General features: G+C 65.4%; 10 protein-coding genes. 7 read left to right on the top strand and 3 right to left on the bottom strand.

The window, feature by feature from the left end:
• Positions 1 to 8 precede the first annotated feature (8 nt).
• The 7 genes from atpA to glmS all read left to right on the top strand — a co-directional run bounded on the left by atpA (position 9) and on the right by glmS (position 8,774).
• Positions 9 to 1,553, top strand: coding sequence for a F0F1 ATP synthase subunit alpha (atpA, locus tag D7325_RS15295; RefSeq protein WP_120997135.1), 1,545 nt, complete (start codon positions 9 to 11; stop codon positions 1,551 to 1,553).
• A 49-nt stretch (positions 1,554 to 1,602) separates the two neighbouring features.
• Entirely contained in the window at positions 1,603 to 2,463 is an 861-nt protein-coding gene (gene atpG / locus D7325_RS15290) for a F0F1 ATP synthase subunit gamma (protein ID WP_120997133.1), read from the top strand.
• A 30-nt stretch (positions 2,464 to 2,493) separates the two neighbouring features.
• Complete coding sequence (gene atpD / locus D7325_RS15285) at positions 2,494 to 3,870, top strand: F0F1 ATP synthase subunit beta (protein ID WP_120997131.1); 1,377 nt, start codon at positions 2,494 to 2,496, stop codon at positions 3,868 to 3,870.
• A gap of 131 nt (positions 3,871 to 4,001) precedes the next feature.
• Entirely contained in the window at positions 4,002 to 4,427 is a 426-nt protein-coding gene (locus D7325_RS15280) for a F0F1 ATP synthase subunit epsilon (RefSeq protein ID WP_120997129.1), read from the top strand.
• Positions 4,428 to 4,565: 138 nt separating this feature from the next.
• A complete protein-coding gene (gene glmU, locus D7325_RS15275) occupies positions 4,566 to 5,933 on the top strand; it encodes a bifunctional UDP-N-acetylglucosamine diphosphorylase/glucosamine-1-phosphate N-acetyltransferase GlmU (protein ID WP_120997127.1) in 1,368 nt (455 codons plus the stop codon).
• A 221-nt stretch (positions 5,934 to 6,154) separates the two neighbouring features.
• On the top strand, positions 6,155 to 6,928 hold the full coding sequence (locus tag D7325_RS15270; protein ID WP_120997126.1) for a DeoR/GlpR family DNA-binding transcription regulator: 774 nt from the start codon (positions 6,155 to 6,157) through the stop codon (positions 6,926 to 6,928).
• A gap of 10 nt (positions 6,929 to 6,938) precedes the next feature.
• On the top strand, positions 6,939 to 8,774 hold the full coding sequence (gene glmS, locus D7325_RS15265) for a glutamine--fructose-6-phosphate transaminase (isomerizing) (protein WP_120997124.1): 1,836 nt from the start codon (positions 6,939 to 6,941) through the stop codon (positions 8,772 to 8,774).
• 103 nt (positions 8,775 to 8,877) lie between these two features.
• Here the strand turns inward: glmS and D7325_RS15260 are convergent, their stop codons facing one another.
• The 3 genes from D7325_RS15260 to D7325_RS15250 all read right to left on the bottom strand — a co-directional run bounded on the left by D7325_RS15260 (position 8,878) and on the right by D7325_RS15250 (position 12,584).
• Positions 8,878 to 9,516: a hypothetical protein gene (locus D7325_RS15260; protein ID WP_120997122.1), complete on the bottom strand. Its 639-nt coding sequence runs from the start codon at positions 9,514 to 9,516 to the stop codon at positions 8,878 to 8,880.
• A gap of 102 nt (positions 9,517 to 9,618) precedes the next feature.
• A complete protein-coding gene (locus D7325_RS15255; protein ID WP_120997120.1) occupies positions 9,619 to 10,191 on the bottom strand; it encodes a biliverdin-producing heme oxygenase in 573 nt (190 codons plus the stop codon).
• Entirely contained in the window at positions 10,188 to 12,584 is a 2,397-nt protein-coding gene (locus tag D7325_RS15250) for a hybrid sensor histidine kinase/response regulator (RefSeq protein WP_120997118.1), read from the bottom strand. The genes D7325_RS15255 and D7325_RS15250 overlap by 4 nt, the downstream gene beginning before the upstream one ends.
• Positions 12,585 to 12,618 lie beyond the last annotated feature (34 nt).

Here is a 12,618-nt window from a genome sequence, read left to right as displayed (position 1 = left end):
GCAGAGCAATGCAGCAACTCAATCCATCCGAAATTAGTGAAATCATCAAGGGGCGCATCGAGAAACTCGACGTCTCTTCCCAAGCCCGCAACGAGGGCACCATCGTCAGCGTTTCCGACGGCATCGTGCGCATCTACGGTCTGGCCGACGTGATGTACGGTGAAATGATCGAGTTCCCGGGCGGCGTTTACGGCATGGCCCTGAACCTCGAGCAGGACTCGGTCGGCGCGGTGGTACTGGGTAACTACCTGGGCCTGGCCGAAGGCATGAGCGCCAAGTGCACCGGACGCATCCTCGAGGTGCCGGTCGGTCCTGAACTGCTTGGCCGCGTGGTCGATGCGCTGGGTAACCCGATCGATGGCAAAGGCCCGATCAATGCCGCCGCTACCGATGCCGTCGAGAAGGTCGCCCCGGGCGTGATCTGGCGTAAGTCGGTCGACCAGCCGGTGCAGACCGGCTACAAGGCTGTCGACGCGATGATCCCGATCGGCCGTGGCCAGCGCGAGCTGATCATCGGTGACCGCCAGATCGGCAAGACTGCCCTGGCCGTCGACGCCATCATCAACCAGAAGAACAGCGGCATCCGCTGCGTCTACGTCGCGATCGGCCAGAAGCAGTCGACCATCGCCAACGTGGTCCGCAAGCTGGAAGAGCACGGTGCGCTGCAGAACACCATCGTGGTGGCTGCATCGGCCTCCGAGTCCGCTGCGCTGCAATTCCTGGCGCCATACGCCGGTTGCACCATGGGCGAGTACTTCCGCGACCGCGGCGAAGACGCGCTGATCGTCTATGACGATCTGTCCAAGCAGGCCGTGGCCTATCGCCAGATTTCCCTGCTGCTGCGCCGTCCGCCGGGACGTGAAGCCTACCCAGGTGACGTGTTCTATCTCCACAGCCGCCTGCTGGAGCGTGCCTCGCGCGTTTCCGAAGCCTACGTGGAGCAGTTCACCCAGGGCGCAGTGACGGGCAAGACCGGTTCGCTGACCGCGCTGCCGCTGATCGAGACCCAGGCCGGCGACGTATCCGCGTTCGTCCCGACCAACGTGATCTCCATCACCGACGGCCAGATCTTCCTCGAAGCGTCGCTGTTCAACTCGGGTATCCGTCCGGCCGTCAACGCCGGTATTTCGGTTTCCCGCGTCGGCGGTGCGGCCCAGACCAAGATCATCAAGAAGCTGTCCGGCGGCATTCGTACCGCACTGGCGCAGTACCGCGAATTGGCGGCCTTCGCCCAGTTCGCCTCGGACCTCGACGAAGCGACCCGCAAGCAGCTCGAGCACGGACAGCGTGTCACCGAACTGATGAAGCAGAAGCAGTACGCGCCGATGTCGATCGCCGAGATGGCGCTGTCGTTGTACGCCGCCGAGCGCGGCTACCTGAGCGACATCGAGCTGCCCAAGATCGGCAGTTTCGAAGCTGCGCTGATTGCCTACTTCAACCGTGATCACGCCGACCTGATGGCGAAGATCAACGAGAAGGGTGATTTCAACGACGACATCGATTCCGCCATCAAGGCAGGCATCGAGAAGTTCAAGAGCACCCAAACCTGGTAAGCCGCAGCGGGCGTCGATGACGCCCGCCTGCTAAACCGAAAGGTGTGAAATGGCAGGCGCAAAAGAGATTCGCAGCAAGATTGCGAGCATCAAAAGCACGCAAAAGATCACCAGCGCCATGGAAAAGGTGGCGGTCAGCAAGATGCGCAAGGCTCAAATGCGCATGGCGGCCAGCCGTCCCTATGCCGAGCGTATCCGGCAGGTGATCGGCCATCTGGCCAACGCCAACCCGGAGTACCGCCATCCGTTCATGGTCGAGCGCGACGTCAAGCGCGTCGGCTATATCGTGGTGACATCCGACCGCGGCCTGGCTGGTGGACTCAATACCAACCTGTTCAAGGCCCTGGTCAAGGACATGGGCGTTCAGCGCGAGCGTTCGGTCGAGATCGATCTGGCCGTGATCGGTAGCAAGGGCGCCTCGTTCTTCCGCAGCTTCGGCGGAAACGTCGTCGCCGCGATCAGCCATCTGGGCGAGGCGCCGGCGATTGGCGACCTGATCGGCAGCATCAAGGTGATGCTCGATGCCTATATGGACGGTCGCATCGATCGCCTGTACGTGGTCTCGAACAAGTTCGTCAACACCATGACGCAGAAGCCCACCGTCGAGCAGCTGGTCCCGCTGGTCGCCGACGATAGCCAGGAACTCCAGCATCACTGGGATTACCTGTACGAACCCGACGCCAAGCAACTGCTGGAAGGCCTGCTGGTGCGTTACGTGGAATCGCAGGTTTACCAGGCGGTGGTCGAGAACAATGCAGCCGAACAGGCGGCCCGGATGATCGCGATGAAGAACGCCACCGACAACGCGGGCGAGCTGATCAACGAGCTGCAGCTGGTCTACAACAAGGCCCGCCAGGCGGCGATCACCCAGGAAATTTCCGAAATCGTTGGCGGCGCAGCCGCGGTTTAAGACCGGTTCAACTAGTTAGAGGACCAGAAGATGAGCAGTGGACGTATCGTTCAAATCATCGGCGCCGTCATCGACGTGGAATTTCCGCGTGATCAGGTGCCGAACGTCTATGACGCGCTGAAAGTCGTGGGCGCGGAAACCACCCTTGAAGTCCAGCAGCAGCTGGGCGACGGCATCGTCCGTTCGATCGCGATGGGTTCCACCGAGGGCCTCAAGCGCGGCCTGGACGTGAGCAACACCGGCGCCGCCATTTCCGTTCCGGTCGGCAAGGCGACCCTGGGCCGGATCATGGACGTGCTGGGCAACCCCATCGACGAAGCGGGCCCGATCGGCGAGGAAGAGCGCTGGGGCATCCACCGCCCGGCGCCGAGCTACGCCGAACAGGCGGGCGGCAATGAACTGCTGGAAACCGGCATCAAGGTCATCGACCTGGTCTGCCCGTTCGCCAAGGGCGGCAAGGTCGGCCTGTTCGGCGGCGCCGGCGTGGGCAAGACCGTGAACATGATGGAGCTGATCCGCAACATCGCCATCGAGCACAGCGGCTACTCCGTGTTCGCCGGCGTGGGCGAGCGTACCCGCGAAGGGAACGACTTCTACCACGAGATGAAGGACTCCAACGTTCTCGACAAGGTGGCCCTGGTGTACGGCCAGATGAACGAGCCGCCGGGCAACCGTCTGCGCGTCGCGCTGACCGGCCTGACCATGGCCGAGAAGTTCCGTGACGAAGGCCGTGACGTTCTCCTGTTCGTCGACAACATCTACCGTTACACCCTCGCCGGTACCGAAGTATCCGCACTGCTCGGCCGTATGCCGTCGGCGGTGGGTTACCAGCCGACCCTGGCCGAGGAGATGGGCGTGCTGCAGGAGCGCATCACTTCCACCAAGAAAGGCTCGATCACCTCGATCCAGGCCGTATACGTTCCTGCGGACGACCTGACCGACCCGTCGCCGGCCACCACCTTCGCCCACCTCGACGCCACCGTCGTACTGTCGCGCGACATCGCCTCCCTGGGTATCTACCCGGCGGTCGATCCGCTCGACTCGACCTCGCGCCAGCTGGACCCGAACGTGATCGGCACCGAGCACTACGAGACCGCTCGCGGCGTGCAGTACGTACTGCAGCGCTACAAGGAGCTGAAGGACATCATCGCGATCCTGGGTATGGACGAACTGTCGGAAACCGACAAGCAGCTCGTATCCCGTGCGCGCAAGATCCAGCGCTTCCTGTCGCAGCCGTTCTTCGTGGCCGAAGTCTTTACCGGCTCGCCGGGCAAGTACGTGTCGCTGAAGGACACCATCGCGGGCTTCAAGGGCATCCTCAACGGCGACTACGACCACCTGCCCGAGCAGGCGTTCTACATGGTCGGCGGCATCGAAGAAGCCATTGAGAAAGCCAAAAAACTGTAATCCGTACGCCCGGCAACGGGCGTCGCGGTCTGTCGTTGCGTTAGCGGCCCGGTTGGCCGACGCGTCGCCTGCAGGGCGAGCGGAGCTACCGGCGTCGTTTCGGCCTGGCAGATCGTTACGTGAGGTTAGATATGGCCATGTCAGTCCATTGCGATATCGTCAGTGCAGAAGGGGAAATCTTTTCCGGTCTGGTCGAACTGGTCGTTGCTCATGGCAACCTCGGTGACCTCGGAATCGCTCCCGGCCACGCGCCGCTGATCACTGATCTGCGGCCGGGTCCGGTTCGCCTGGTGAAGCAAGGCGGAGAGGAGGAGGTGTATTACATCTCCGGCGGTTTCCTCGAAGTCCAGCCGAACATGGTGAAGGTCCTTGCCGACACGGCGCTTCGCGCGGGAGATCTGGACGAGGCGGCAGCGCAGGAAGCGGTCAAGGCCGCTGAAAAGGCGCTGAATGCCAAGGGTTCGGAGTTCAACTACGGAGCCGCTTCGGCTCAGTTGGCGGAAGCCGCGGCGCAGCTGCGGACCATCCAGCAGCTTCGGCGGCAAGCCAAGCGCTAAGGCGTTGAGCTAAATGAAGAAGGCAGCCTAGGCTGCCTTCTTGCGTTTCAGCCGTCAGAAGACGTCCGCGGTACCGGCCCTGCGTGCCCGCCGGTAGAATCCGGTCCAACCCATTCAATGCCCCGAGGGAGCAGATTCATGAGCCTGCAAGTCATCGTTCTCGCCGCCGGTCAAGGCACCCGCATGCGTTCGGCATTGCCGAAGGTGCTTCATCCCGTGGCCGGCAAATCGATGCTGGGCCATGTGCTGGACACCGCTCGGCTGCTGTCACCGGATGCGATTCGCGTGGTGATCGGGCACGGTGCCGAGCGTGTTCGCGAACAGTGCGGCGCCACTGATATCGCGTTCTTTCATCAGGCTGAGCAGCTCGGCACCGGACATGCGGTTGCCCAGGCTGCCGACGATCTGCAAGCCGAGCGGGTGCTCATTCTCTATGGCGATGTTCCGCTGATCGAAGTCGAGACCCTCGAGCGCTTGCTCGCCCAGGTCAGCGCCGAGCAGATCGCGCTGCTGACCGTGGAACTCGACGACCCTACCGGATATGGCCGTATCGTGCGCGGCGACGATGGCCAGGTGCGTGCGATCGTCGAGCACAAGGATGCCAGCGCCGAGCAACGGCTGATTCGCGAGGGCAACACCGGCATCCTGGCGGTGCCTGGGGATCGTCTGGCCGGGTGGTTGCAGCGCCTGTCCAACGACAATGCGCAAGGCGAGTACTACCTCACCGACGTGATTGCGCTGGCGGTGGCGGACGGCCTGCGCGTGGCCACCGAGCAGCCGCAGGACCCGGTCGAGGTCCAGGGCGCGAACGACCGTATCCAGCTGGCTCAGCTCGAACGCCATTACCAGCAGCGGGTGGCGCGACGGCTGATGGCGCAGGGGGTGACCTTGCGCGATCCGGCGCGCCTGGACGTTCGTGGCGAGGTGACGGTCGGGCGCGACGTCCTCATCGATGTGAACGTGGTGCTCGAAGGCCGGGTCGTGATCGAAGACGAGGTTCAGATCGGGCCGAACTGCGTGATTCGTGATTGCGTGCTGCGCCGCGGGGCGGTCATCAAGGCGAGCAGCCACCTGGAAGGTGCAGAGGTTGGCGAAGGGGCCGACTGCGGGCCATTCGCGCGCTTGCGCCCTGGCGCCGTACTGGAGGCCCGTGCGCATGTCGGCAATTTCGTCGAAGTGAAGAATGCGCGGCTTGGCGAAGGCGCCAAGGCCGGGCACCTGAGCTATCTCGGCGATGCGAGCATCGGTGCGCGCAGCAACATCGGCGCCGGCACCATCACCTGCAATTATGACGGTGCCAACAAGTACCGTACCGAGCTCGGCGAAGACGTATTCGTCGGCTCGAACAGTGCGCTGGTGGCCCCGGTGACGCTTGGCGCTGGCGCTACCACCGCGGCCGGCTCGGTGATCACCGGCGACGTTCCGGCGGGCAACCTGGCGGTAGGACGTGCGCGCCAGCGCAACATCGAGGGCTGGCAGCGGCCGGTGAAGAAGAAGCCGGTCTGAATCGTGCTCCGGCTGATCTTCGCCCTATCGCGGTGCGGCTGTTTGCGCATCAACGGGCGGGGTGAAGCCACCCTCGAATGTTCTGCTTTGCGGGTAAGGGCGACTAAGACTGCCTTTCGGCCCACCAAGGACGCTGCCCGCTTCTTGCACGGCATCGCTTGCGGAGGCTCCCCACGGCATGTTTTGATTCGCGCCTGATAACTTACGAATCGAAACTATCGATGTCGAAGCGAAATACCCCGCAGCGTCGTCACGCCATTCTCGCCACGCTCGCCGAGCAGGGCGAGGTGAGCGTGGAAGCGCTCGCTCGCGAGTTCGCCACCTCCGAGGTGACCATTCGCAAGGACCTCACCGCGCTGGAGAACAACGGCCTGCTGCTGCGGCGCTACGGCGGGGCGGTGCCGATGCCCCACGATCTCATCGCCGACAACGCGCAGCCGGTTTCAGCCCACAAGCTGGGCATTGCGCGCGCCGCGGTCGGCTGTATTCGTGAACATGCGCGCATCATTCTCGACAGCGGCAGCACAACGGCGGCCATGGTGCCGGAGCTCGGCCGCACGCCGGGGCTCGTCGTGATGACCAATTCGCTGAACGTGGCCAACGCCCTGCGCGAGCTCGAGCGTGAGCCGGTGCTGCTGATGACCGGGGGAACCTGGGACCCGCACTCCGAATCCTTTCAGGGACAGGTGGCCGAACAGGTTCTACGTTCCTATGACTTCGATCAGCTGTTCATCGGCGCCGATGGCATCGACCTGGAACGCGGCACCACGACGTTCAACGAGTTGCTCGATCTCTCGCGGGTCATGGCGGAGGTGGCGCGCGAAGTCGTGGTGCTGGCCGAGTCGGACAAGATCGGCCGCCGCATGCCGAACCTCGAACTGCCGTGGGGCAGCATTCACACCCTCATTACCGATGAGCGCCTTTCGAACGAGGCGCGCGATCGAATCCAGGCCAGGGGCGTCAGGTTGATCTGCGCACCGGCCGCCCATTCCTAGGAGATAGCTCATGTGTGGCATCGTTGGCGCCATCGCCGAACGCAACATCACCGCCATCCTGCTCGAAGGGCTCAAGCGGCTTGAATACCGCGGTTACGACAGCGCCGGGCTGGCCGTGCTCGATGCCAGCGGGGCGCTGCGGCGCCTGCGTCGTAGCGGCAAGGTCGCCGAGCTGGAAAGCGCCCAGCGGGAAGCCGAACTCGGCGGTCGGCTTGGCATCGCCCACACCCGTTGGGCCACCCATGGTGCGCCCTGCGAACGCAACGCCCATCCTCATTTTTCCGGCGACGACCTGGCGGTCGTCCACAATGGCATCATCGAGAACCACGAAGCGCTGCGTCGCCAGCTGAAGGCCGACGGCTATGTGTTCAGCTCGGACACCGACACCGAGGTCATCGTCCACCTGCTGCACCAGAAGCTCGACGAACTCGGCGACCTGACCGTGGCGCTCAAGGCGGCCGTCAAGGCGCTGCACGGTGCCTACGGGCTGGCTGTGGTCAGCGCCCGTCAGCCCGACCGGATCCTGGCGGCACGTAGCGGAAGCCCGCTGGTGGTGGGGCTGGGGCTGGGGGAGAACTTCCTCGCGTCCGACCAGCTGGCGCTGCGCCAGGTCACCGACCGCTTCATGTACCTGGAGGAGGGCGACATCGCCGAGATTCGTCGCGATTCGGTCCAGGTCTGGAATCAGGCCGGCGATGCGGTCAATCGGGAGGTCGTGCAATACCACGAGGGCGCCGAAGCGGCCGACAAGGGCGAGTTCCGGCACTTCATGCTCAAGGAGATTCACGAGCAGCCAAAAGTCGTCCAGCGCACCCTCGAGGGCCGCCTGGCGCAGGATCACGTGCTGATCGAGGCCTTCGGACCGACCGCAGCAGAACTGTTCGCCAGGGTTCGCAATGTACAGATCGTCGCCTGCGGCACCAGCTACCACGCTGGCATGGTCGCGCGTTACTGGATCGAGGAATTGGCCGGCATTCCGTGCCAGGTCGAGGTCGCCAGTGAATTCCGCTATCGCAAGGTCGTGGTCCAGCCCGACAGCCTCTTCGTCACCATCTCCCAGTCCGGGGAGACGGCCGATACCCTGGCCGCCCTGCGCAACGCCAAGGCTGCGGGCTACCTGGCCAGCCTCGCCATCTGCAACGTCGGAACCAGTTCGCTGGTGCGCGAATCCGACCTCACCCTGCTGACCCAGGCGGGTCCGGAAATCGGCGTCGCCTCGACCAAGGCGTTCACCACCCAGCTTGTTGCCCTGATGTTGCTCACGCTGAGCCTCGGCCGTGCGCGCGGCGCGCTGGCGGCCGACGTCGAGCGCGAGCTGGTCGACGAGCTGCGCCGCTTGCCGACGCGGCTGGGCGAGGCGTTGGCGATGGACCCGACCATCGAAAAAGTTGCCGAGAACTTCGCCGAAAAGCAGCACACCCTGTTTCTCGGACGTGGCGAGCAGTACCCGGTGGCGATGGAAGGTGCGCTCAAGCTCAAGGAAATTTCCTATATCCACGCCGAAGCCTATCCGGCCGGCGAGCTCAAGCACGGCCCGTTGGCGCTGGTCGACAGCCATATGCCGGTCGTCACGGTGGCGCCGAACAACGAGCTGCTGGAAAAGCTCAAGTCGAACCTCCAGGAGGTGCGCGCCCGCGGCGGCGAGCTGATCGTCTTCGCCGACGGCAGTGCCGGCATCGAGGACGGCGAGGGCACCGTGCTGGTGAAGATGCCGCACATCCACGATGCCCTGTCGCCCATCCTCTACACCGTGCCGCTGCAGCTGCTGTCCTACCATGTCGCGGTGCTGCGCGGCACCGACGTGGACCAGCCGCGCAACCTGGCCAAGTCCGTCACGGTGGAGTGATGCAGCGCTGCCGGCGCGCTAGTTTTTAAAGGGAGGCGGCTGCTGTATCGGCTTGGCGGCCGACTCGGCAGGCCGGGTCGGCGTTCAGCGAAGACTGGCGCGGCTAGCCAGCGAGGCGCTGCCGCAGCAGCCAGTCGTAGATGCGCCGGTCGCGGTAGGCCAGCCGGGCCGATCCCACGTGATCGGCGCCTTCGTCAAGGTAGAGGCGATCGCCCTGGGGTTCCGGGCCGGCCGGTGCCAGGTTCAGCGTCTCGACGAAGCGCATTTCCAGCCGGCGTGCGACCTGTCCGATCGACAGCCAGACGGGCCCATCGAGCGCGTCGCGTGGCAGGCGGGTCGGATCGACCGGCCAGCTCGCCGCCCAGCGTTCCGGCGACGCGGCGGCGATGTCGAACACGCCGTTGCCGCCGTAGCTGAACCCCGACAAGTAGCAACGGCGCGAATCGCAGGCGTGGTCCCGTTGGACCTGCGCCTGGATCGCGAGGACGTCATCGGCGTAGTCCAGCCAATGGTCGCCGGCCTCCGGTAGCTGCGGCGCGACAATGACGAAGGTCTCGAGAACCCACGACGGATTGGCCGGGTTGAGCGGTCCGTGGCGGGTCAGGGCGCGCTCGGGCGGTAGCGGCGCCGCTTCATCGTAGCCATGAAGAAAGACCAGCAGCGGCCATCCACCCGGCGCGGCGGGCATGTCGGGCGTCCAGCACAGACCGTTCAATGCGAGCCCTTCGAGCGGTTGCAGCATGAGGGTGTCCCTCTTGTGTTTCCGCCTTAGACGTCGCTTTGGCCATCGCGCTCGGCCGTTGGTCGATCGGCGGGCGGACCGGCTGTCTGCCGTTGCACACCGCTACGGGGTTGCGAGAAGTGTACCTTTGCAGGCGCCGCGTTCGAGGCGGGACGCCGTGAGGAACAGCGCGAATGCCGCCTCGGCGCCGGCCAGCAGCGGCGCGCCGAAGGCTGGCGGACCGGCCGTTTCGAGCCGTTCGAGGAAGGTGGGCCAGAGCGATCGATCGGCACCGTGCGTGAGGTAGGCGAGCGGCGCCGGCCGGTCACCGCAATCGACCCGGCGCGACAGCACCTGTGCCCCGAGGCGCGAGCCTTCGAGCACGTAGACCGCGCCCCAGAGGCCCTCGAGCGAGGCAATACGAGGCGCCGGCAGCGGCGTTGGTGGCTCGATCCCGAGCCGTTCGAGATCGGCGCTCAGCGCCATGCGGCGTGTGCGCTGCGGCCAATCCGACAGCAGGCGATCAATGCCGGCCTGCTCCAGGCAGCATTCCAGCGGCTGCACGGCCCGCCAGTGGGCGCTAAGAAATTGCACATAGCCAGTGCGCGAATCCAGGCGAAACCCCGCGAAGGCCTCGTCCACCGCCTCGTGCAGCGGCGCGGTGGCGGCCCTCAGCTGCTGCCGCAAGCCGGTCACTGGACGCTCTCGCTGAGCGCCGCATGCAGCTGGCGGGCCAGCTCCTCGCCACGGAAAGGCTTCTGGATGATCTGCGCATCGCTCATGCCGAGCCCTTCGAGTTCCGCGTAGCCGGTGACGAACACGACCGGCAGGCCCGGATGGCGCACCCGCACTGCGCGTACCAGCTCGCCGCCATTCATGCCCGGCATGGCGAAGTCGGCCAGCAGCAGGTCGACCGGATTCTGCTCCAGCGCCTGCAACGCCTTCTCGCCGCTTTCGGCCTCGATGACCAGGTAGCCGAGGTCGAGCAGCATCTGCGCTGTCACCTCGCGCACGCTGTGATCGTCATCGACCAGCAGCACCCGGCGCTGGTCGCCATCCATGCCGGCGGTGGCGGCGTTCGGCAGGTGGCTGGCGGCGTCGCTGGCCGGAGCGGGCACGCGAGGCAGGAAGACCATCACGGTGGTGCCCACGCCCAGTTCGGTCTCGATGCGCGCGCCGCCGCCCGATTGCTTGGCGAAGCCGAACACCTGCGCCAGCCCGAGCCCCGAGCCCTTGCCGACTTCCTTGGTGGTGAAGAAGGGTTCGAAGGCTTTCTCGACGACTTCGGCATCCATGCCGCTGCCGTTGTCCTTGACCGAGAGCATCACGTATTCGCCGGGTTCGGGGTCTTCGGCGCGCACGGGGGCATCGGTGACCACCACGTTCTGCGTGCCGACCACCAGGGTGCCGCCGACTTCCATCGCATCGCGGGCATTGATGGCGAGGTTGAGGATGATCAGCTCGATCTGCGTGGGGTCGACCAGCGCGTGCCAGAGCCCGCGTCCGGTGTTGGTCTCGATCGACACGCTGCCGCCGAGCGTGCTCTGCAACAGGTCGAGCATGCCCACCAGGGTGTCGTTGAGGTCGATCGGCTTGGGCGCCAGTTGCTGACGACGGGAAAAGGCCAGCAGCTGGCCGGTCAGCTTGGCGCCGCGCTCGCCGGCGTCGCGGATGTTGTCCAGCCGTTGCAGCATCTTGCCCGGCGCGCCGCTCAGTTGAAGGTCGCGTGTGAGGAAACTGGCGCTGGTGAGGATCACGGTCAGCAGGTTGTTGAAATCGTGGGCCACGCCGGCGGTCAGCTGGCCGACCGCCTCGAGCCGCTGCATCTGTTGCAGGGTGGCTTCGACGCGCTCGCGTTCCTTGATCTGCTCGACCAGCTGCCGGTTGGCCGCGGCCAGCTTGTCGATCGCGGCGATTTCGCTGGTGATATCGCGCGCCGCCGCGTAGACCATGCCGCTGTCGGGCACCGCCGTCCAGGACAGCCAGTGGTAGCTGCCGTCGGCATGGCGCATCCGGTTGACGAACCGGTGGGTGACCTGACCCTGCCGCACCTGTTCGCGCTCTTCGTAGGTGGCGTCGAGGTCATCGGGATGCACCAGGCGCGTCAGGGGCGCTTCGGTGAGCTGTTCGACCGTCCAGCCGAGGGTGCTTTCCCACGCCGGGTTGAGCGCGACCGGGCTGCCGTCGAAGCGCATCACCGCCAGCAGATCGCGCGACAGCTCCCAGGTACGGTCCCGCTCGCGGGTGCGCTCCTGCACCCGGGCATCGAGCAGTTCGTTGAGCCGCTCGAGCGACTCGGTGGCCAGCTTCTGCGGCGTGACGTCCATCAGCACGCCGATGAAGCGCTTGCACAGGCCGTCTTCGAAGAACGACTGGCCGCGCGTCTGGATCCACCGCAGGGTGCTGTCTGGCAACAGGATGCGGTACTCGGCGCTGTACTCGTGGCTGCCTTCCTCGGAAAGCGCACGGCGGACGTCGTCGCGCAGGCGCTCCTGGTCCTCGGGATGGCAGCGCTGTTCGAAGGTCGAGAAATCCACCGGCGCGTCCGGCGGCAGACCGAACATCGCCCGGCTACGCGCGTCCCAGATCAGGGTGCCGCTTTGCGGCTCGTAGTCCCACATGCCCAGGCGCGCCGCGTCGATCGCCAGCCGGGCGCGCACCTCGACTTCCTGCAGGGCCTCCTCCGCGCGCAGCCGGCCGCGGCGTTCGCGCACTTCGGAGAGGGCACGGTCCACCGCGCGCGGCAGGAATTTCAGGTTGCGCTTGAGGACGTAATCGATCGCACCCGAGCGCATCATGTCGACCGCATGTTCTTCACCGAAGACCCCCGAAAGGAGGATGAACGGCGTATGGGGGGCGAACTGCTGAGCCTGCTGGAGGGCTTCGGCACCGGAGAAACCCGGCAGGATGAAGTCCGACAGGATCAGATCGAACGTCTGCCGCTCGAGCGCCGCGGCGACACCGTTCCGGTCGTAGACCACGGTGGCTTCGATCTGATACCCGGCGCGTTCGAGCGTGACGAGGGCCAGCTCGGCATCGTGCGGGCTGTCTTCGATGAAGAGGATGCTTATCTGCTTGGACGCTGGCATAACCTTCCCACTGCTGCGGCGACCCACGGGGCGC

It is taken from the genome of Stutzerimonas urumqiensis (assembly GCF_003640395.1).
Taxonomy (GTDB): domain Bacteria; phylum Pseudomonadota; class Gammaproteobacteria; order Pseudomonadales; family Pseudomonadaceae; genus Stutzerimonas; species Stutzerimonas urumqiensis.
Note: the sequence above shows the minus strand (reverse complement) of the source record. Positions and strands in the feature narration are given on the sequence as shown.